Below are 19,686 nucleotides of genomic sequence, written 5' to 3' on the forward strand. Positions count from 1 at the left end.
GGTGGACGGCGGGGAGCGGTCAGCGGGCGGGGCGGCCGTTCTCCAGCTCCGCCGTCACCGAGCCCTCGGCCAGCGCGTCCAGCGCGGACAGGACCCGGTGGCCCAGTGAGCCGAGCAGGAAGTCGGTGATCTCCTCGCGCCCGACCAGCCGCCAGGACAGCAGCTCCGACTCCTGCAGCCGGATCGCCCCGAGGTCGTCCGCGCCGAGGACGCCGCCGTCGTACACATACGCCACCTGCGGCGGGCGGCCCGGGCCGAGCACCCAGTCCACCGCGAGCAGCCGCCCGAGCGGGCGGTCGAGGCCGATCTCCTCGAGCGTCTCGCGGCGCGCGGCCTGCCGCGGGCTCTCGCCTTCGTCGGACTCGATCGTGCCGCCCGGCAGCGCCCAGCCCGCCCGGTAGTTGGGCTCGACGAGCAGGACGCGCCCCTCGGCGTCGCGGAAGAGGGCGGCGGCGCCGGCCAGGACTCTGGGCAGGGACGCCACGTACGCGGCGAAGTCGGACCCGCTGTCGGGCTTGCTGGAGGTGCTCATGCAGGAAGGGTAGGGGGCGTCGGGGCGTCGGCCAGCCGTACCGTCCGCTCCGCCAGCTCGCTGATGCGCACGCCGTCGAAGCCGAACACGGCGCTGCGCACGGTGTCCTGCAACGGCTCCGTCCACCGGGGCGGGATCGCCGCCGCGCCGCTCAGGACGCCGGCCACCGAACCGGCCGTCGCCCCGTTGGAGTCGGTGTCCAGTCCGCCGCGCACGGTGAGCGTGACGGTGCGGGTGAAGTCGCCGTCGCCGTACAGCAGCCCGGCGGTGAGGACGGCGATGTTCGGGACGACATGGATCCAGCCGAGGCCCGCCGTCTCCCGGGCCAGCGTGGTGAGCGTGTCCTCCCAGGCCAGGCCGCTGTCGTGGAGGGCGACGACCCGGCGCACGGTACGGGCCAGGCGGCTGCGCGGCGGGACGACGGCCAGCGCCTCGTCCAGCGCGTGGCGCACCGTCGGCGCGGTGAACGCCGCCGAGATCAGCGCGGCCGCGAACATCGAGCCGTACACGCCGTTGCCGGTGTGCGAGAGCACCGCGTCCCGGCGGGCGAGCGAGGCGGCGCGGTGGGGGCGGCCCGGGCAGGTCCAGCCGTGGACGTCGGCGCGGATCAGGGCGCCGATCCACTCCTGGTACGGATTGTCGTAGGTGGCCGTCAGCGGCGGCCTGAGGCCGCTTGCGAGGTTGCGGTAGGCGGCGCGCTCGGCGGTGTACGTCTGCAGGAACGGCAGCCGCAGCAGCCACAGGTCGCCGACCTGCTCGGTGCTGAAGCCGAAGCCGTACGTCTCCAGCAGGTCCAGGCCGAGGATCGCGTAGTCGACGTCGTCGTCGCGGCAGCTGCCGTGGATGCGGCCGCGGACGCAACTGCGCCATTCGGGGCGCAGCCGCCGGGCGTCCTCCTCGGTGGCCGGTTCGGGCAGGTAGTCGGTGAGCGGCAGGGCGTCGGCCCGCCGCAGATAGCCGTCGATGCGCTCGCGCGTCCACACCTCGCCCTGCTCGACCGGTTTGCCGAGCATGTTGCCCGCGATCCGGCCGAGCCAGCCTCCGAGGACGCGGTCGGCGAGTTCCGCCTTGCCGCCCACCCGCGTCATGGCTGTGGTCATGCTTCCGGTCTACCCGATTGCGGGCGCACGCGCGCGGGTTGCGACGGCCCCACAGACGGCGCTCAGGCTTGTTCCAGGGTCCGGTCACCGCATGACGGCGGGGGCGTCCGCCGGTTAAGGTCGCAGCGGCGCGCGACTGGCCCCGATGTGCGTGGGGCCCGTAGAGCAAGGGGATGCAAGGTGGCGGACGCTGCAGCGCAGGGCACCCGACGGGTACTCGTGGCCGCGGACAAGTTCAAGGGCTCGCTGACGGCCGTGGAGGTCGCCGAGCGGGTGACGGCCGGGCTGCGCCGGGTCGTGCCGGACGTCGAGGTGGAGGCCCTGCCCGTCGCCGACGGCGGTGACGGGACCGTCGCCGCGGCGGTCGCGGCCGGCTTCGAGCGCCGGGAGGTGCGGGTCGCCGGGCCCCTCGGGCACGAGGTCACCGCCGCCTTCGCGGTGCGCGGCGACACCGCGGTCGTGGAGATGGCGGAGGCGAGCGGACTGCAGAGACTCCCGGCCGGCGTCTACGCACCGCTCACGGCGTCGACGTACGGCTCCGGGGAGCTGTTGCGCGCCGCGCTGGACGCCGGTGTGCGGACGATCGTGTTCGGCGTCGGCGGCAGCGCGACCACGGACGGCGGTGCGGGCATGCTGTCCGCGCTCGGCGCGCGGTTCCTCGACGAGGAGGGCGAGCCGGTGGCGCCGGGCGGCGGCGGCCTCGCGGAGCTGTCCCGCGCTGACCTGTCGGGACTGGACCCCCGCCTCTCCGCCGTGGAACTGGTCCTGGCGAGCGACGTCGACAACCCGCTGACCGGCCCCAAGGGCGCACCGGCGGTGTACGGGCCGCAGAAGGGCGCCTCGCCGGACGACGTCGAGGCACTGGACGCGGCGCTCGCGCACTACGCGAAGGTGCTGGAGGAGGAGCTCGGGTCGAAGGCCGCGGAGTACGCCGTCGCGCCGGGCGCGGGCGCCGCGGGCGGCATCGGCTACGGAGCGCTGCTCGTCGGCGCCCGCTTCCGCGCGGGGATCGAGGTCATGCTCGACGTGCTGGGCTTCGCGCCCGCGCTGGAGCGGGCCGAGCTGGTGATCACCGGCGAGGGGTCGCTGGACGAGCAGACCCTGCACGGCAAGGCCCCCGCGGGCGTCGCCGCGGCCGCCCGGGCGGCCGGCAAGGAGGTCGTCGCGGTCTGCGGCCGGCTCGCCCTGCCGCCGGTGGAGCTGGGGCGGGCCGGGATCCGCCGGGCGTACCCGCTGACCGACGTCGAACCGGACGTCGCCACCTGCATCACGGACGCCGGACCGATCCTGGAGCGGGTCGCGGAGCGGATCGCGCGGGACTTTCTCACCTGAGGGCCAAGGGCTGAGCACCGCTGCTGAGCACCGCGGGGGCCTGGGCACCGCCGGTGAGCGCCGGGGCTGAGCACGCGGCATGCACAGAGCATGCGAAACGGGTGTGGCCCGAGCCTGAAGAGGCTCGGGCCACACCCGTTTCGCGAGGGGACGAGGATCAGGGGGCCTGCGCCGCCCGGGCCTCACGTCGGTTGTCGCGGAAGTTGTTCACCCGGCGGGCCGTGGCGAACAGCGGGATGACCGCACCCATGACCAGCTGGAGCGCGCAGCCCGTCTGGAGCAGGAGCTGACCGCCCGGGGCGTCGAACGCCCAGGCCGCCAGCAGACCCATCGACAGCACGATCCAGGAGAGCATCGCGCCGGCGAGCCGGCCGCGCGGCTTCGGGTACTCGACGCGGCTCACCATCAGCCAGGCGGTGCCCAGGATGGCCATCAGCGTCGCCGCGAAGGGCAGCTCCAGGAGCACGATCGAGACGACCGTCAACGCGCCGAACGGCGACGGCATGCCCTGGAAGGTGCCGTCCTTGACCGTGACGCACGAGAATCTCGCAAGCCTCAGCACCACCGCCAGCAGCACCACGATCGCCCCGACCGCGGCGACCCGCTGGTACGCGTCGTCCGCCACCATGCCGTAGACGAGGACGAAGTACGCCGGCGCCAGGCCGAAGCTGACCAGGTCCGAGAGGTTGTCCAGCTCCGCGCCCATGGGGGAGGAGCGCAGCTTGCGCGCGACCAGGCCGTCGAACAGGTCGAAGACCGCCGCGCAGAGCATCAGGATGACCGCCGTGGCTGCGCTGTTGCGCGCCATGCCGGACTCCTGGCTGTCGGTGAGGTGCGGGATCAGGATGCCGGTGGTCGTGAAGTAGACCGCCATGAAGCCGCACGTGGCGTTGCCGAGAGTGAGGGTGTCCGCTATCGACAGGCGGAGAGAGAGGGGCATCTCCTCCTCTTCGTCCACCTCGTCGGCCTCCGGCACCCAGCCGGCCTGTGTCTCCGGGTCAATCACGGTCAATGCGAGTCACCCCCGCCGTGGTCTTCTGCCCGACCTCGACCGCGACCTCCACGCCCTCGGGCAGGTAGATGTCGACGCGCGAGCCGAAGCGGATCAGGCCGATCCGCTCGCCCTGCTCGACCTTCGTGCCCTCGGGGAGGTAGGGGACGATACGGCGGGCGACGGCGCCGGCGATCTGGATCATCTCGATGTCACCGAGCTCGGTGTCGAAGTGCCAGACGACGCGCTCGTTGTTCTCGCTCTCCTTGTTGAACGCCGGAACGAACCCGCCGGGGATGTGCTCGACGGACGTCACCGTGCCGGCCAGCGGCGCGCGGTTGACGTGGACGTTGAGCGGGCTCATGAAGATCGCGACCCGGGTGCGCCCGTCCTTCCACGGCATGATGCTCTGCACCACACCGTCGGCCGGGGAGATGACCCGGCCCTGGGCGATCTCGCGCTCGGGGTCGCGGAAGAACCACAGCATGCCCGCCGCGAGAGCGGTGGCGGGCACGGCGACGGCCTTGGCAACGCCCGAGCGGCGGGCGCGCAGAAGGCTGACGGCTGCGGTGGCGACGGTCGGCAGGAGCCACGGCGATGCTCCGCGCGCGAGGCGTGCGCCCACCAGGCTGTCGCGGTGTGCAGAGGTTTGGCTGTGGGGCATGGATGACCTTCGTAGCGGATGATGCCGCGCTTCGACGGGGGGACGGCGGCTTTCCGCGATGGTAGCGGTTCGGGGCCACAACTGGGTAAGCCAGGAAGCCGAGTCGACGGCTGAGGGAAGTTGACAGGGTGTGATCTTCTTCTCGAAGAAAACACCCCCAACCCGGACAATCAGCCCTGGAACCGATACTCCTCGAGCAGTCTGCGTCCGATGATCATTTTCTGGATTTCGGCGGTGCCTTCACCGATCAGCAACATCGGGGCCTCCCGGTAGAGGCGCTCGATCTCGTACTCCTTGGAGAAACCGTAGCCCCCGTGGATCCGGAAGGCGTCCTCCACGACCTCCTTGCAGTACTCGGAGGCCAGGTACTTCGCCATGCCGGCCTCGAGGTCGTTTCGCTCCCCGGAGTCCTTTTTGCGTGCAGCATTCACCATCATCGCATGGGCGGCCTCGACCTTGGTAGCCATCTCGGCCAGCTTGAACTGGATCGCCTGGTGCTGGGCGATCGGCTTGCCGAACGTGTGCCGCTGCTGGGCGTACGAGACGCCCAGTTCGAAGGCACGCTGGGCGACGCCGCAGCCACGCGCCGCCACATTCACCCGACCCACCTCGACGCCGTCCATCATTTGGTAAAAACCTCGGCCGGTGACCCCGCCGAGCACGCGATCGGCGGGCAGGCGCAGCCCGTCCATGATCATCTCGGTGGTGTCGACGCCCTTGTAGCCCATCTTCTCGATCTTGCCCGGGATGGTCAGGCCGGGGCGGACCTCACCGAAGCCGGGCTCCTTCTCGATCAGGAAGGTCGTCATCGACTTGTGGGGCGCGGTGCCCTCCGGGTGTCCTTCGTCACTTCGCACGAGGACGGCCACCAGGGACGACGTGCCGCCGTTCGTCAGCCACATCTTCTGGCCGTTCAGGACGTACTCCTCGCCGTCCTTCACCGCCTTCGAAGTGATCGCCGACACGTCCGAGCCGAGGCCCGGCTCCGACATCGAGAACGCGCCGCGGACGTCGCCGGCCGCCATCCGCGGCAGGTACTCGTCCTTCTGCGCCTGCGTCCCGTGCTGCTTGAGCATGTACGCCACGATGAAGTGCGTGTTGATGATGCCGGAGACCGACATCCAGCCGCGGGCGATCTCCTCCACGCACAGCGCGTAGGTGAGGAGCGACTCGCCCAGGCCGCCGTACTCCTCGGGGATCATCAGACCGAACAGGCCCAGCTCCTTGAGGCCGTCCACGATCGCTTGCGGGTACTCGTCGCGGTGCTCCAGCTCGGTCGCGACCGGGATGATCTCCTTGTCCACGAAGTCGCGGACGGTGGAGAGGATCTCCTGCTGGACGTCGGTGAGACCGGCGGTCTGAGCCAGGCGTGCCATTACTTCTCCTGCTCCTTGAGCTCCGGGCGGCCGGGCTGTTCGCCGCCGCGCTCCTTGATGTACGTCTCGGTCGGCACCATCACCTTGCGGCGGAACACGCACACGAGCGTGCCGTCCTGCTTGTAGCCCTTGGTCTCGACGTACACGATCCCGCGGTCGTCCTTCGACTTCGACGGCCACTTGTCGAGCACGGTCGTCTGGCCGTAGATCGTGTCGCCGTGGAAGGTCGGCGCCACGTGCTTGAGCGACTCGATCTCCAGGTTGGCGATCGCCTTGCCGGAGACGTCCGGCACGGACATGCCGAGCAGGAGGGAGTAGACGTAGTTGCCCACGACGACGTTCTTGCCGAAGTCCGTCGTCTTCTCCGCATAGTTGGAGTCCATGTGGAGCGGGTGGTGGTTCATGGTGAGGAGACAGAAGAGGTGGTCGTCGTACTCCGTGACCGTCTTTCCCGGCCAGTGCTTGTACGTCGCCCCGACCTCGAACTCCTCGTAGGTGCGCCCGAACTGCATCGCGTCACGCCTCCGGGATCTCGAACGTGGTGGTGCGCTTCATGCCGGCGGCGCGGCCCTTGCCCGAGACGACCAGGGCCATCTTGCGGCTGGCCTCGTCGATCATCTCGTCGCCGAGCATCGCCGAGCCCTTCTTGCCGCCCGCCTCGGACGTGTAGTAGTCGTACGCGTCCAGGATCAGCTCGGCGTGGTCGTAGTCGTCCTGCGACGGCGAGAAGATCTCGTTGGACGCCTCGACCTGGCCCGGGTGCAGCACCCACTTGCCGTCGAAGCCGAGGGCCGCGGCGCGCTGGGCGACCGCGCGGTAGCCCTCCACGTTGCGGATCTGCAGGTAGGGGCCGTCGATCGCCTGGAGGTCGTTGGCGCGGGCGGCCATCAGGATCTTCATCAGGATGTAGTGGTAGGCGTCCGCCGGGTAGCCGGGCGGCTGCTCGCCCACGACCAGCGACTTCATGTTGATCGACGCCATGAAGTCGGCCGGGCCGAAGATGATCGTCTCGATGCGCGGCGAGGCCTGCGCGATCTCGTTGACGTTGTTCAGGCCCTGCGCGTTCTCGATCTGCGCCTCGATGCCGATCCTGCCGACCTCGAAGCCCATCGTCTTCTCGATCTGCGTCAGCAGCAGGTCGAGGGCGACGACCTGCTGGGCGTTCTGCACCTTCGGCAGCATGATGCAGTCGAGGTTCGGGCCGGCCCCCTCGACCACCGTCACGACGTCGCGGTACGTCCACTCGGTCGTCCAGTCGTTGACCCGGACCACCCGCGTCTTGCCCGTCCAGTCGCCCTCGTTGAGGAACTTGACGATGGTGTGCCGCGCCTCGGGCTTGGCGAGCGGCGCGCACGCGTCCTCGAGGTCGAGGAAGACCTGGTCCGCCGGGAGTCCCTGCGCCTTCTCCAGGAAGCGGGGGTTGCTGCCCGGTACCGCGAGACAGGAGCGGCGGGGACGCAGACGGTTGACGGTCATGCGGGGACCTCCAGGGGGTCGGGCAGGGGGGCGAGCTTGTTCGCTTTGCGGATCTCGTCGACGATGCGGCCGATGATTCCGGTGATGTCGAAGTCCTTCGGGGTGAAGACCGCGGCCACGCCCGCAGCCCTCAGCTGTTCGGCGTCTCCGTTCGGAATGATCCCACCGGCGATCACGGGTATGTCTGTGGCTCCGGCCACACGCAGTCGCTCCAGCACGTCCGGGACCAGCTGGGCGTGCGAGCCGGAGAGGATCGACAGGCCCACGGCGTGGACGTCCTCCTCCAGCGAGGCCTCCACGATCTGCTCGGGCGTCAGCCGGATGCCCTGGTAGACCACCTCGAACCCGGCGTCACGCGCGCGTACGGCGATCTGCTCGGCGCCGTTGGAGTGCCCGTCCAGACCGGGCTTGCCGACCAGGAACCGCAGCTTGCCGACGCCGAGGTCCTGTGCGGTCGCCTCGACCCGGCGGCGGACGTCGGCCATGGCCGAACCCTCCTCCGCGGGCACCGCGACCGGGGCCGACGACACGCCGGTCGGCGCCCGGAACTCGCCGAACACCTCGCGCAGCGCCCCGGCCCACTCGCCGGTCGTGACCCCGGCGCGGGCGCACTCCAGGGTGGCCTCCATGAGGTTGCCGGTGCCCTTCGCGGCCTCCTTCAGCCGCTCCAGCGCCTTGCACGGGCGGGGGTGGTTGAAGGGCGGCTGGTAGCGGGTGTCGCGCCAGTTCTGCAGGGCGGCCACGACGCGGGTCTCGACCGCCGGATCGACCGTCTGGATCGCCGTGTCGAGATCGGCGGTCAGCGGATTGGGCTCGGTCGTCTCGAAGACGTTGACGCCGACGATCTTCTCCTGGCCGGACTCGATCCGCGCCCGGCGCTCGGCGTGCGAGGAGACGAGCTGCGACTTGAGGTAGCCGGACTCGACGGCGGCCATCGCCCCGCCCATCGCCTCGATCCGCTTCATCTCCGCGAGGGAGTCCTCGACCAGCTGCGCGACCTTCGCCTCGACGACGTGCGAGCCCTCGAAGATGTCCTCGTACTCCAGCAGGTCGCTCTCGTGGGCGAGGACCTGCTGGATGCGCAGCGACCACTGCTGGTCCCAGGGCCGGGGCAGGCCGAGCGCCTCGTTCCAGGCGGGCAGCTGCACGGCACGCGCGCGTGCGTCCTTCGACAGGGTCACGGCCAGCATCTCCAGCACGATCCGCTGGACGTTGTTCTCCGGCTGCGCCTCGGTCAGGCCGAGGGAGTTGACCTGGACGCCGTAGCGGAACCGGCGCTGCTTGGCGTCCTCGATGCCGTAGCGCTCACGGGTGACCTGGTCCCAGATGCGGCCGAAGGCGCGCATCTTGCACATCTCCTCGACGAAGCGGACGCCCGCGTTGACGAAGAACGAGATGCGGGCGACGACGTCGCCGAACTTCTCGGCCGGCACCTGCCCGGAGTCCCTGACGGCGTCCAGCACGGCGATCGCCGTGGACATCGCGTACGAGATCTCCTGCACCGGCGTGGCCCCGGCCTCCTGCAGGTGGTAGCTGCAGATGTTGATCGGGTTCCACTTCGGCAGGTGGGAGACCGTGTACGCGATCATGTCCGTGGTCAGCCGCAGGCTCGGCCCCGGCGGGAACACGTGCGTGCCCCGGGACAGGTACTCCTTGACGATGTCGTTCTGGGTCGTGCCCTGGAGCCGGGTGATGTCCGCGCCCTGCTCCTCGGCGACGACCTGATAGAGCGCCAGCAGCCACATGGCGGTGGCGTTGATCGTCATCGAGGTGTTCATCTGCTCCAGCGGGATGTCCTGGAACAGCCTGCGCATGTCACCGAGATGGGCCACCGGCACGCCGACCCGGCCGACCTCGCCGCGGGCGAGGATGTGGTCGGAGTCGTACCCGGTCTGCGTGGGGAGGTCGAACGCGACCGACAGACCGGTCTGGCCCTTGGCGAGGTTGCGCCGGTACAGCTCGTTGGACGCCTCGGCCGTGGAGTGACCGGCGTACGTGCGCATGAGCCACGGCCGGTCCTTCTGACGCTCAGTCATCGATGACCTCAGGAGTCTCAGATGTTGCGGAAGCGGTTGATGGCGTCGATGTGCTGGGCGCGCTTCTCCTCGTCGCGCACGCCCAGACCCTCCTCGGGGGCCAGCGCGAGCACGCCGACCTTGCCCTGGTGGAGGTTGCGGTGCACGTCGTAGGCGGCCTGGCCGGTCTCCTCCAGCGAGTAGACCTTCGACAGCGTCGGGTGGATCTTGCCCTTCGCGACCAGCCGGTTGGCCTCCCAGGCCTCGCGGTAGTTGGCGAAGTGCGAGCCGATGATCCGCTTCAGCGACATCCACAGGTAGCGGTTGTCGTACTCGTGGTTGTAGCCGGAGGTCGAGGCGCAGGTGACGATCGTGCCGCCCTTGCGCGTGACGTAGACGGAGGCGCCGAAGGTCTCGCGGCCGGGGTGCTCGAAGACGATGTCGACGTCCTCGCCGCCGGTGAGTTCCCGGATGCGCTTGCCGAAGCGCTTCCACTCCTTGGGGTCCTGGTGGTGCTCGTCCCTCCAGAACCGGTAGTCCTCGGCGGTGCGGTCGATGATCGCCTCGGCGCCCATGGCCCGGCAGATCTCGGCCTTCTGCGGCGAGGAGACGACACAGATCGGGTTGGCGCCGCCGGCCAGCGCGAACTGCGTGGCGTAGGAGCCGAGTCCGCCGCTGGCGCCCCAGATCAGCACGTTGTCGCCCTGCTTCATCCCGGCGCCGTTGCGGGAGACCAGCTGCCGGTAGGCGGTGGAGTTGACGAGCCCGGGGGCCGCCGCCTCCTCCCACGACAGGTGGTCCGGCTTCGGCATCAGCTGGTTGGACTTGACCAGCGCGATCTCGGCGAGGCCGCCGAAGTTGGTCTCGAAGCCCCAGATGCGCTGCTCGGGGTCGAGCATCGTGTCGTTGTGCCCGTCGGACGACTCCAGCTCGACGGACAGACAGTGCGCGACGACCTCGTCGCCCGGCTTCCAGGCGTTGACGCCCGGGCCGGTGCGCAGGACGACGCCCGCGAGGTCGGAGCCGATGACGTGGTACGGCAGGTCGTGCCGCTTGGTGAGCTCGCTGAGCCGGCCGTAGCGCTCCAGGAACCCGAAGGTGGACAGCGGCTCGAAGATCGACGTCCACACGGAGTTGTAGTTGACCGAGGAGGCCATCACGGCCACCAGGGCCTCGCCCGGGCCGAGCTCGGGCACGGCCACCTCGTCCAGGTGGAGCGACTTGCGCGGGTCCTTGTCGCGGGTCTCCAGGCCCGTGAACATCTCCGTCTCGTCCTTGTGCACGGTGATCGCGCGGTACGACTCGGGGAGCTGCAGGGCGGCGAAATCGGCCGGCGTCGAGTCCGGCGACTGGATCGCGTCCAGAATGTCCTTTGTGGTCACGGTGTTGCCTCCGGCGGTGTGCGCCCCGAGGGAAGGGCGCTGAGGGTTACGGCGGTGCTGCTGAGGGGGTTGGGGAAGTGCCGTCGGTTCGGCGGTGGTGCTGTTCGGCAGCGCTTTGTGGCGCGGGAGGTTGCCTGTGACGCAGGCGTCCGGGCGCGCAATCCATGAGATTGCGGGGACAGCCGACGTACGAAAGGTCTCTGCACGCCGGCCGCCCGGACACCTTCAACGTATGACACCGCGTGTCACCCCGCAAGGCACTGAGTGCCAGAACTTCCTCTCAGCTGAAATCTTTACGTAACAAATGAGCGATGATCGATCGAACGGGGCATGAAAGGTGCGCGAAAACAGGCTCCGACATGCCAAAACGGCCACCCGGTGGGGTGGCCGTCGTCACAGCGGTCAGGGGAGCTCGGGGTGGCTCAACGCTCCTTGAGAGCCTGCTCGATGGCGCGCATGACCTCGTCCAGCGGCGCGTCGGTGCGGGCCACCGTCACCAGCACCTCGCCCTGCGCGGAGATCGTCGCCGGGGCCTGCTGAGGGGCGCCGACGGTGCTGCGGCCGGCGCCGATGCCGGTCCCGAACGTCCTGCGGACGATCGCGAAGGCGTGGTCGAGCTGGGCCTCGACATCGCCCTGGCCGCCCGCCCTGAGCCAGCGCCGCAGGACGTGGTTGTGGGCGGTGACCACGGCGGACGCGGCGACCTCGGCGAGCAGCGGGTCGTCGTTGGCGTCGTCGTCGTGCGCGTGCTCGTCGAAGTGGCCGAGGAGATAGCGGGTGAAGAGGCGCTCGTAGCGGGCCACCGACGCGATCTCCGCCTCGCGCAGGGTGGGCACCTCGCGCGTCAGCTTGTAGCGGGCGACCGAGATCTCCGGCCGGGCCGCGTACATCTTCATGACCTCCTTGATGCCCCGGCACACCGTGTCGAGCGGATGCTCGTGCGCCGGGGCCGCGTTGAGCACCGCCTCGGCCCGGATCAGGGTGTCGTCGTGGTCGGGGAAGATCGCCTCTTCCTTGGAGCGGAAGTGGCGGAAGAAGGTGCGGCGGGCGACCCCGGCCGCGGCCGCGATCTCGTCGACGGTGGTCGCCTCGTACCCCTTGGTGGAGAACAGCTCCATGGCCGCGGCCGCCAGTTCTCGGCGCATCTTGAGCCGCTGGGCGGCCGCGCGGGTGCCAGCGGCACTCTCCGGCGCGTCGGGCGTGGCTGGTGTACGTGAGGACCTGGCGGGCTGGGACATGACCCGAACGTACTGCATGTCCGCAGCTCGGTGCGCGTGTCCGGGGTTTCCCCCGCCCTCGCCGGGCGGGGGTCCGCCGGTGGGGTCGAGCAGCCCGCCCCAGTCCCGGTCGTCGGTGAACCAGTCGCCGTCCCGCTCAGCGGCGGGCATATTCGCGGAAGCCACGGCCGGTCTTGCGGCCGAGGCAGCCCGCGGCCACCAGGTGCTCCAGGAGCGGCGCCGGAGCGAGTCCCGGGTCGCGGAACTCGCGGTGCAGGACCTTCTCGATCGCGAGCGAGACATCGAGTCCGACGACGTCCAGCAGCTCGAAGGGGCCCATCGGATAGCCGCCGCCCAGCTTCATCGCGGCGTCGATGTCGTCGAGGGACGCGTAGTGCTCCTGCACCATCTTGATCGCGTTGTTGAGGTACGGGAACAGCAGCGCGTTCACGATGAAGCCCGCGCGGTCGCCGCAGTCGACGGCGTGCTTCTTGATCCGCGTGCACACCTCGCGCACCGTGGCGTGGACGTCCTCGGCCGTCAGCACCGTGCGGACGACCTCGACCAGCTTCATCGCCGGCGCCGGGTTGAAGAAGTGCATCCCGATGACGTCCTGCGGGCGCGAGGTGGCGCGGGCGCAGGCGACGACCGGCAGCGAGGAGGTCGTGGTGGCGAGGACGGCGCCGGGCTTGCACACCTTGTCCAGCGTCGCGAACAACTGCTGCTTGACCTCCAGGTCCTCGGCGACCGCCTCCAGCGCCAGATCGACGTCGGCGAAGGCGTCGTAGGAGCCGGCCGGGGTGATCCGGTCCAGGATCTGCGCGGCGGCCTCGGCGGTCAGCCGCCCCTTGTCGACCGAGCGCGAAAGCGACTTGCCGATACGGGCCTTGGCGGTCTGCGCCTTCTCCTCGCTGCGAGCGGCGAGGACGACGTCGTAGCCGGCCTTGGCGAAGACCTCGGCGATGCCGGACGCCATGGTGCCGGAGCCCGCGACGCCGACGGAGCCGACCGGACGGCCGACGGCCCCGGCCGCGCCGGAGAGGGGCGTCAGCGCGTCCGGGACGACCGTCGCGCTGCCGGAGGCCTCGTAGGTGTAGAAGCCGCGGCCCGACTTACGGCCGGTCAGACCCGCCTCGCTGAGCTGCCCCAGGATCGGCGCGGGGGCGTGCAGCCGGTCGTGGGACTCGGCGTACATGGCCTCCAGGACCGTACGGGCGGTGTCGACGCCGATCAGGTCGAGCAGCGCGAGCGGGCCCATCGGCAGGCCGCAGCCCAGCCGCATCGCCGCGTCGATGTCCTCCCGGGAGGCGTACCGGGCCTCGTACATCGCGGCGGCCTGGTTGAGGTAGCCGAACAGCAGGCCGTCGGCGACGAAGCCGGGCCGGTCGCCGACCGAGACGGGCTCCTTGCCGAGGTCGAGGGCGAGGTTGGTGACGGCGGTGACGGCGGCGGGCGCGGTCAGCACCGAGGAGACGACCTCGACCAGCTTCATCGCCGGCGCCGGGTTGAAGAAGTGCAGGCCGAGCACCCGCTCGGGGCGCGCCGAGTCGGCGGCGAGCCGGGTGACGGAGAGCGCGTTGGTGCCGGTGGCGAGGATGGTCTCGGGGCGCACGATCCCGTCCAGCTCGCGGAAGATCTGCTGCTTGATCTCGTACGACTCCGGCGCCACCTCGATGACGAGGTCGGCGTCGGCCGCGTCGCGCAGGTCGGTGGAGACGCGGATACGGGCCAGGGCGGCCCCGCGCTCCTGCTCGGTGAGCCGGCCGCGCTGCACGGCGCGGTCGGTGGAGGCCGCCAGCACGGCGAGGGACCGCGCGGTCAGCTCCTCGCTGACGTCGACGCCGATCACCTCGCGACCGGCCTTGGCCAGGACCTCGGCGATGCCGGTGCCCATGGTGCCGAGGCCGATGACGGCAATCGTCCGGAGCGGGGACAGAGGGGTGTCGGACAGGGGAGCGGCCATCGCGGGACTCCAGATTGAGGGTGACGACTGGGAACGCGCCCGGGTGCGCCGAAGGGACCTCTACGAGGTCTGGGCGCACCGGGTGCGGAAAAAGCAGTGCGGGTGTGGTCGGGCTGCAGGCGCACACGCCCGGTGCCGTCGCCGAGGGCGTGCACACGCCCCGAGCGAACGGGAGATCCGACCGGCCCTGTCCCGTGGCCGGGTCGTACAACGGTACGAAGTACCGAACCGACTTCTCGCGGCGACTGCGTCACCAGGCCGCCACGAGGAGGTGAAGCGAGTGGGTAACTCGCTCGTATGAGCTTAACCGGTGGGTAACGAGCGCGCCAGCCCTCGCGACTGTGACGTATTCGGCTCGTACGCGGCCAGCGCCTAGGCTCGTTGCATGGACGAAGAGTTGCGATCACTCACGGAGCGCTTACGGCGCGAGTCCGGCGCGACGGCCGCCTATGAGCGGCTGACGGACACCGCGGACCACGACGAACTGGCGGACGTGCTCATCGAGTCGGGGCAGCCGCTGTGGGCCCGGGAGCTGGCCGCGTTCCGGCTGGGGCTCGCCGGGGACCGGCGTGCCTTCGAGGCGCTCGTCCTGCTGCTCAACCACCGCGATCCGCCGCGCTGCGCCTCCGCCGCCCACGCGCTGGCCCGGCTCGGCGACCCCCGCACCGCCCGCGCCGCGGCCGCCCTGGCCACCAACGAACTGCGCGTCGCCTACGCCCTGCACCCCGTCCGGCTGCTGGTGGAGCTGCGCGCGCCCGAGTCGGTGCCCGCGCTCATCACGACGCTGCGCCGCCGGCTGCGGCCGCACGACCCGCACCGGCGGGTCGCCCTGGCCTGTGTGGAGGGGCTCGGCGCGCTGGGGGACGGCCGGGCCCGCCCGGTGCTGAACGACGCCCTCGCCCACCCGGTGCTCGCGGAGGCGGCCGTGCACGCGCTGGCGCGCATCCCCCGGCAGCGCTGAGCCGCTGCCGGACCGTCAGGTTCCGGCGCGCTGTCCAACTCCCCGTCCGCTGCGCGCAGTTCACTTTCCCGATATTCGGAAGCTCGGCGTTTATCGCCAATTAGTTCGAGATTCGAATACCTTCGCGAGGGGAAGATCGCCTTCCGGCCGAACTGCAATGGCTCGGCGCGCCCGTCGGGCTGCTGCCGAAGTGACCGCGGACGAGCCGGACCAGTCCGGCTGTGGAGGGTGATAGGCCGTGACCAGCACACAACTGCCCGACGAGATACCAGTCCTGAGACTGTCTCAAGACCCGGCAAAAACATTCGGGGAGTTCCTGGAAGAAAAGTGGTCGGCAGTCTGCCGGGGCCTGGGGATGGACCCCTGGGAGACGAAGAGCGTGCTTCAGGAGCTGCGGGAAGTGCTCCACCCGTGGGCCGAGCGGCCCGTCGGAACGCGCTGCGATCCGCCTTCGTTCGTCTCGGCCGACGGCTTCCCCGCCGAACTCTCCGTCAGCTGGAAGGCCGGCCGGCCCGAGGTCCGCATCCTGTTCGAATCGCTCGGCTCCGACGGCACCCCGCTCGGCTGCCAGGAGGCCGGCCGGGAGCTGACGCGGCGACTCGCCACCAGACCCGGGATCGACATCACGCGGTACCTCGGCATCGAGGACCTGTTCATCACGTCCGCCCCCGATCGCTACCGCGCCACCCTCTGGCACTCCTTGGCCTGGCGGCCGGGGGAGCGGCCGCACTACAAGGTCTACCTCAACCCGCAGGTGCACGGACTGGACCGCGCCTACGACGTCATGGCGCAGGCCATGCACCGGCTGGGCCTGGCGGCGGCCTGGGAACCGGTCGCGCAGCGCGCCGAGGAACTCGTCCGCCGGGGCCATGAGCTGGAGCTCATGGCCCTCGATCTGGACGGCGGGGACACCTCCCGGGTGAAGGTCTACTTCCGGCACAGACCCATGCCGATGGCCGAGCTGGACACCGTGGCGGACCTGGCGCACCGCTACGACCCGGCCCGGGCGGCCCGAGCGCGCGCCGTCATCTACGGGCGGGACAGCGGCATCGTGAGCAACGAGCCGATGACCTGCCTGGCGTTCCGCGAGGGCGTGTCCGCCCCCGAGGAGGCCAACGTCTATCTGCGACTGCCGGACAACACCCACAGCGACGCGGAGGCCGCCGAACGCGTCGCCCGGCTCATGGAGCTGGAGGGGATCGACCCGCGCCCGCACGCCGAGATCCTGGGGCAGCTGACGGCGGAGCTGCCGGAGGGCGCCGGGCAACTGCAGGAACTGTGCAGCTACCGGACGATTTCCCCGGACCTGCCCGCGGACATCGGTCTCTACCTGCGGTTCAACACGTACGCCGAACCCGCGATCTGAGGTTCAGTCCCCCACGACCGCGAACGCCTCGATCTCCATCAGGAACTCCGGGCGGACCAGCGCCGCCACCTGGACGGCCGAGGCGGCGGGGAGGCGGTCGTCGGGTATGTGAGCGGCCCGAGCCGCGCGGATCGCGGGCATATGGGCCATGTCCGTGACGAAATAGGTGAGTTTGACGACGTCGTCGAACGTCGCCCCGGCTGCGGCCAGGCACCGCCTCAGGTTCTCGAAGACCTGGCGGGCCTGAGCCTGCGGATCGCCCTCGCCGACCAGTGCGCGATGTTCGTCGAGCGGAAGCTGACCGGCGACGGCCACGAACCGGCCGGCGCCCATGACGACATGGGCGTACTGGGCCGCGGCGGCGACCCCGTCGGGGGCGGGAATCCTGGTCAGTTCGCTCATGGGTCCATGGTGGACCATGGGTCTGACAACGTCCCCGACGGGTCGGCGGTCGGCGGTCGGCGGTTCAGCGCTCAGCCACGGAAGCCCAGCAGCCCGTGCAGCGTCGAACCGTGGGCCGTGCGCGCGGCGACCTTCGAGCCCAGCGGCTTCGGGTCGGGCTGCGCCTTGCACACCGCGTCGACCTCGCCCGCACCGCGCGGCACCGTGCCGTTCCTCAGGTAGGTCGCCAGGTGCTTGTCCAGGCAGGTGTTCCCGCTCAGCGTGATGCCGTGGTTCTGGCCGCCGTCCTCGACCACGAGGCTGGACCCGCGCAGCAGTGCGTGGACCGTGGCGCCGCCCTCGTACGGGGTGGCCGCGTCTTCGGTGGCCTGGAACAGCAGGGCCGGCGGCAGCTCGACGTCGGCGAGGTTCACCGGCCCCAGCGGCCTGGTCGGCCAGAACGCGCACGGCGCGTTGTACCAGGCGTTGTTCCAGGTCATGAACGGCGCCTTGGTGTACACCGACCAGTTGTCCGCACGCCACTCGTCCCAGTCGCGCGGCCAGAAGGCGTCACGGCACTGCACCGAGGTGTAGATGCTGTAGCCGTTGTCCCCCGCCGCGTCGACGGCGGCGAAGTTCTCGTACGCCTCGACCAACCGGTCGGCGCCCCTGTGGTTCACATACGCCGAGAACGCCTCGGCGAGGTGGGGCCAGTAGCCGTTGTAGTAGCCGCCGGGCAGGAAGGTGTCCTCCAGCTCCGAGGCGCCGACCTTGCCGCCGGCCGGCTTCCTGCCGAGGGCCGCCCGCATCGCGTACCACTTGGTCTCGACCTTCTCCGGGTCGCTGCCGAGCTTGTACGTCTTGTCGTACCGGGCGATCCAGGCCATCAGCGCGCGGTGGCGGTCGTTGAAGGCGAGGTCCTGCGTGAGGTTGTCCTCGTACCAGACGCCGGTGGGGTCGACGATCGAGTCCAGGACCAGCCGCCGCACCCGCTGCGGGTAGAGCTTGGCGTACACCGCGCCCAGGTAGGTGCCGTACGAGTAGCCGAAGTAGTTCAGCCGCGGCGCGCCGACCGCGGCGCGGATCGCGTCCATGTCCCGTACCGCGCTGACCGTGTCGATGTACGGCAGGAGGTCCGCGTACTTCTTGCCGCAGGCCGCGGCGAAGGACCGGGCGCGCTTCAGGTTGGCCCGCTCGATCGCCTCGGTGCTCGGCACGGAGTCCGGGCGGACGGGGCCGAAGTGGCCGGGCGCGCAGTCCAGGGCGGGCGTGCTCTTGCCCACCCCGCGCGGGTCGAAGCCGATGATGTCGTACTGCGCCGACACCGCCTTCGGCAGCGCCGAGGCGACGAACGAGGCCAGGCTCAGCCCCCGTCCGCCGGGGCCGCCGGGGTTGACCAGCAGCGGTCCCTGGTACGTCTTCGCGGTGTGCGGGACGCGGGACAGCGCCAGGGTGATCTGCTTCCCGTCCGGCTGTGTGTGGTCGAGCGGCACCTTCAGGGACGTGCACTGGAGAGCCGGCTGGGCGGTGGTGCCGCAGCCCTTCCAGGCGGGCTTCGCCGTACGGGCGGGCTCCGCGGCGTGCGACGGGCTCGCGCCGGCGGGCACGGCCGTGACCGTCCCGGCCATGACGACGGCGGCGGCGCACAGCACGGCTGCGCGTTTGTTCATGGGAGTCCTCCCAGGACGGAGGTGGCCGGACCGCGCAGATCACGGTCCTGGCCGCATCGTCCCGGAAAGATCGTCCGGAAGAACCTGTTATCGAGTGAGTTGACCCGTTCGGGTCGTCGGATGCGCTCGAACGCGCTCAGCTCGACGTGAGTGGGCTCAGAGCAGCGTGAGTTGGGTCGGCCCCGACCCGGTGGGCTCCTCGACCGGCTCGGGCTGCGGGATCCGGCGGGGCATCCCCGCGCGTGTGGGGCCGATGCCGTACTCCTCGGCGAGCTCGTGGACCTGGCGGGTGATCCGGCGCTGGTACCACTTCGGGGCGTAGGCGCCGTCCGCGTACAGCCGTTCGTACCGGCGTACCAGGTAGGGGTGGTGCCGGCCGAGCCAGGCCATGAACCACTCGCGGGCGCCGGGCCGCAGATGCAGCGCGAGCGGGGTGACGGAGGTGGCGCCCGCGGCCGCGATCGCCCGCACGGTGGCGCGCAGTTGGGCCGGATCGTCGCCGAGGAACGGGATCACCGGCGCCATGAGCACCCCGCAGTCGATGCCGTGGTCGGTGAGGGTCCGCACCGCCTCCAGGCGTCGCTGCGGGGCCGGGGTGCCGGGCTCCACGGTGCGCCACAGCTCGGTGTCGGTGAAGCCGACGGAGACCGACACGCCGATGTCGGCCCGCTCGGCGGACTGCCGCAGCAGATCGAGGTCGCGCAGGATCAGGGTGCCCTTCGTCAGGATCGAGAAGGGGTTCGCGTGGTCGCGCAGGGCGGCCAGGATGCCCGGCATCAGCCGGTAGCGGCCCTCCGCCCGCTGGTAGCAGTCCACGTTGGTGCCCATGGCGACGTGCTCCCCGTGCCAGCGGGGCGAGGCCAGCTGCCGGCGCAGCAGCTCCGGGGCGTTCACCTTGACGACGATCTGGCTGTCGAAGCCGGTCCCGGTGTCGAGGTCGAGATAGCTGTGCGTCTTACGGGCGAAGCAGTACACGCACGCGTGCGTGCAGCCCCGGTAGGGGTTCACCGTCCATTCGAACGGCATCCGGGAGGCGCCCGGCACCCGGTTGAGGATCGAGCGGGCCCGGATCTCGTGGAACGTGATGCCGGCGAACTCGGGCGTGTCGAACGTCCTGGTCGTGACCGCGTCCGCGCCGAACAGCGCGGCGTCGGCCGGCCGGTCGTGGCGGGGCCGGTCGGTGAGGTTGTCCCAGCGCATGGCGCCTCCCTCGGTAGCACTGCGCCCACAATAGAACATGTGTTCCCATGATCGTGCGAC

The 19,686-nt window shown here is 70.6% G+C and carries 17 protein-coding genes; 3 read left to right on the forward strand and 14 right to left on the reverse strand.

The genetic code is table 11. From position 1 onward, the window contains the following. Positions 1-19: 19 nt before the first annotated feature. Together ABZ725_RS19620 and ABZ725_RS19625 are read right to left on the reverse strand one after the other, a co-directional pair. Positions 20-532, reverse strand: a complete 513-nt coding sequence (locus tag ABZ725_RS19620; protein WP_358803880.1) for an NUDIX hydrolase — start codon at positions 530-532, stop codon at positions 20-22. Further along, positions 529-1,620: an ADP-ribosylglycohydrolase family protein gene (locus ABZ725_RS19625; RefSeq protein ID WP_358804141.1), complete on the reverse strand. Its 1,092-nt coding sequence runs from the start codon at positions 1,618-1,620 to the stop codon at positions 529-531. Before ABZ725_RS19625 ends, ABZ725_RS19620 begins: the two co-directional genes overlap by 4 nt. Before the next feature lie 192 nt (positions 1,621-1,812). On the opposite strand from ABZ725_RS19625, the gene ABZ725_RS19630 reads away from it, so the two are divergent. After that, on the forward strand, positions 1,813-2,964 hold the full coding sequence (locus ABZ725_RS19630; protein ID WP_358803881.1) for a glycerate kinase: 1,152 nt from the start codon (positions 1,813-1,815) through the stop codon (positions 2,962-2,964). A 157-nt stretch (positions 2,965-3,121) separates the two neighbouring features. Here the strand turns inward: ABZ725_RS19630 and pssA are convergent, their stop codons facing one another. From pssA to ABZ725_RS19675, 9 genes are all read right to left on the reverse strand, one after another. Further along, positions 3,122-3,940: a CDP-diacylglycerol--serine O-phosphatidyltransferase gene (gene pssA / locus ABZ725_RS19635; protein WP_351905573.1), complete on the reverse strand. Its 819-nt coding sequence runs from the start codon at positions 3,938-3,940 to the stop codon at positions 3,122-3,124. A 22-nt stretch (positions 3,941-3,962) separates the two neighbouring features. Continuing rightward, positions 3,963-4,619 (reverse strand): phosphatidylserine decarboxylase, encoded by a 657-nt coding sequence (locus tag ABZ725_RS19640; protein ID WP_351905144.1) that lies wholly within the window; start codon positions 4,617-4,619, stop codon positions 3,963-3,965. A 170-nt stretch (positions 4,620-4,789) separates the two neighbouring features. Beyond that, positions 4,790-5,995 (reverse strand): acyl-CoA dehydrogenase family protein, encoded by a 1,206-nt coding sequence (locus tag ABZ725_RS19645; protein WP_358803882.1) that lies wholly within the window; start codon positions 5,993-5,995, stop codon positions 4,790-4,792. Continuing rightward, positions 5,995-6,507 (reverse strand): MaoC family dehydratase, encoded by a 513-nt coding sequence (locus ABZ725_RS19650; RefSeq protein WP_358803883.1) that lies wholly within the window; start codon positions 6,505-6,507, stop codon positions 5,995-5,997. Before ABZ725_RS19650 ends, ABZ725_RS19645 begins: the two co-directional genes overlap by 1 nt. 4 nt (positions 6,508-6,511) lie before the next feature. Then, a complete protein-coding gene (locus tag ABZ725_RS19655) occupies positions 6,512-7,471 on the reverse strand; it encodes a CoA ester lyase (protein ID WP_351905135.1) in 960 nt (319 codons plus the stop codon). Then, entirely contained in the window at positions 7,468-9,507 is a 2,040-nt protein-coding gene (locus ABZ725_RS19660) for a protein meaA (RefSeq protein WP_351905132.1), read from the reverse strand. Before ABZ725_RS19660 ends, ABZ725_RS19655 begins: the two co-directional genes overlap by 4 nt. Before the next feature lie 17 nt (positions 9,508-9,524). Beyond that, on the reverse strand, positions 9,525-10,868 hold the full coding sequence (ccrA, locus tag ABZ725_RS19665; RefSeq protein ID WP_358803884.1) for a crotonyl-CoA carboxylase/reductase: 1,344 nt from the start codon (positions 10,866-10,868) through the stop codon (positions 9,525-9,527). 422 nt (positions 10,869-11,290) lie between these two features. Next, positions 11,291-12,106 (reverse strand): TetR family transcriptional regulator, encoded by an 816-nt coding sequence (locus ABZ725_RS19670; protein ID WP_351905571.1) that lies wholly within the window; start codon positions 12,104-12,106, stop codon positions 11,291-11,293. A 136-nt stretch (positions 12,107-12,242) separates the two neighbouring features. Next, positions 12,243-14,048 (reverse strand): 3-hydroxybutyryl-CoA dehydrogenase, encoded by a 1,806-nt coding sequence (locus ABZ725_RS19675; protein WP_358803885.1) that lies wholly within the window; start codon positions 14,046-14,048, stop codon positions 12,243-12,245. A gap of 385 nt (positions 14,049-14,433) precedes the next feature. Here ABZ725_RS19675 and ABZ725_RS19680 point away from each other — a divergent pair, with 385 nt between their 5' ends. Then, complete coding sequence (locus ABZ725_RS19680; protein ID WP_358803886.1) at positions 14,434-15,009, forward strand: adenylosuccinate lyase; 576 nt, start codon at positions 14,434-14,436, stop codon at positions 15,007-15,009. Between the two features lie 379 nt (positions 15,010-15,388). Continuing rightward, on the forward strand, positions 15,389-16,375 hold the full coding sequence (locus ABZ725_RS19685; RefSeq protein WP_358803887.1) for a tryptophan dimethylallyltransferase family protein: 987 nt from the start codon (positions 15,389-15,391) through the stop codon (positions 16,373-16,375). Positions 16,376-16,378: 3 nt separating this feature from the next. Here ABZ725_RS19685 and ABZ725_RS19690 read toward each other — a convergent pair whose 3' ends face one another. The 3 genes from ABZ725_RS19690 to ABZ725_RS19700 all read right to left on the reverse strand — a co-directional run bounded on the left by ABZ725_RS19690 (position 16,379) and on the right by ABZ725_RS19700 (position 19,626). Beyond that, positions 16,379-16,777, reverse strand: a complete 399-nt coding sequence (locus tag ABZ725_RS19690) for a RidA family protein (protein WP_351905117.1) — start codon at positions 16,775-16,777, stop codon at positions 16,379-16,381. A 71-nt stretch (positions 16,778-16,848) separates the two neighbouring features. Then, complete coding sequence (locus ABZ725_RS19695; RefSeq protein WP_358803888.1) at positions 16,849-18,426, reverse strand: alpha/beta hydrolase; 1,578 nt, start codon at positions 18,424-18,426, stop codon at positions 16,849-16,851. Between the two features lie 156 nt (positions 18,427-18,582). Beyond that, positions 18,583-19,626: an Rv2578c family radical SAM protein gene (locus tag ABZ725_RS19700; RefSeq protein WP_358803889.1), complete on the reverse strand. Its 1,044-nt coding sequence runs from the start codon at positions 19,624-19,626 to the stop codon at positions 18,583-18,585. Positions 19,627-19,686 lie beyond the last annotated feature (60 nt).

The sequence above is a fragment of the Streptomyces sp. NPDC006872 genome (assembly GCF_040635845.1).
In the GTDB taxonomy this organism is placed as follows: Bacteria; Actinomycetota; Actinomycetes; order Streptomycetales; family Streptomycetaceae; genus Streptomyces.

What these genes read in the sequence shown, in the direction of transcription:
- ABZ725_RS19620 (WP_358803880.1), bottom strand. Translation starts at nt 532, where the DNA reads ATGAGCACCTCCAGCAAGCCCGACAGCGGGTCCGACTTCGCCGCGTAC.
- ABZ725_RS19625 (WP_358804141.1), bottom strand. Translation starts at nt 1,620, where the DNA reads ATGACGCGGGTGGGCGGCAAGGCGGAACTCGCCGACCGCGTCCTCGGA.
- ABZ725_RS19640 (WP_351905144.1), bottom strand. Translation starts at nt 4,619, where the DNA reads ATGCCCCACAGCCAAACCTCTGCACACCGCGACAGCCTGGTGGGCGCA.
- ABZ725_RS19645 (WP_358803882.1), bottom strand. Translation starts at nt 5,995, where the DNA reads ATGGCACGCCTGGCTCAGACCGCCGGTCTCACCGACGTCCAGCAGGAG.
- ABZ725_RS19650 (WP_358803883.1), bottom strand. Translation starts at nt 6,507, where the DNA reads ATGCAGTTCGGGCGCACCTACGAGGAGTTCGAGGTCGGGGCGACGTAC.
- ABZ725_RS19655 (WP_351905135.1), bottom strand. Translation starts at nt 7,471, where the DNA reads ATGACCGTCAACCGTCTGCGTCCCCGCCGCTCCTGTCTCGCGGTACCG.
- ABZ725_RS19660 (WP_351905132.1), bottom strand. Translation starts at nt 9,507, where the DNA reads ATGACTGAGCGTCAGAAGGACCGGCCGTGGCTCATGCGCACGTACGCC.
- ABZ725_RS19670 (WP_351905571.1), bottom strand. Translation starts at nt 12,106, where the DNA reads ATGTCCCAGCCCGCCAGGTCCTCACGTACACCAGCCACGCCCGACGCG.
- ABZ725_RS19675 (WP_358803885.1), bottom strand. Translation starts at nt 14,048, where the DNA reads ATGGCCGCTCCCCTGTCCGACACCCCTCTGTCCCCGCTCCGGACGATT.
- ABZ725_RS19680 (WP_358803886.1), top strand. Translation starts at nt 14,434, where the DNA reads ATGGACGAAGAGTTGCGATCACTCACGGAGCGCTTACGGCGCGAGTCC.
- ABZ725_RS19690 (WP_351905117.1), bottom strand. Translation starts at nt 16,777, where the DNA reads ATGAGCGAACTGACCAGGATTCCCGCCCCCGACGGGGTCGCCGCCGCG.
- ABZ725_RS19695 (WP_358803888.1), bottom strand. Translation starts at nt 18,426, where the DNA reads ATGAACAAACGCGCAGCCGTGCTGTGCGCCGCCGCCGTCGTCATGGCC.
- ABZ725_RS19700 (WP_358803889.1), bottom strand. Translation starts at nt 19,626, where the DNA reads ATGCGCTGGGACAACCTCACCGACCGGCCCCGCCACGACCGGCCGGCC.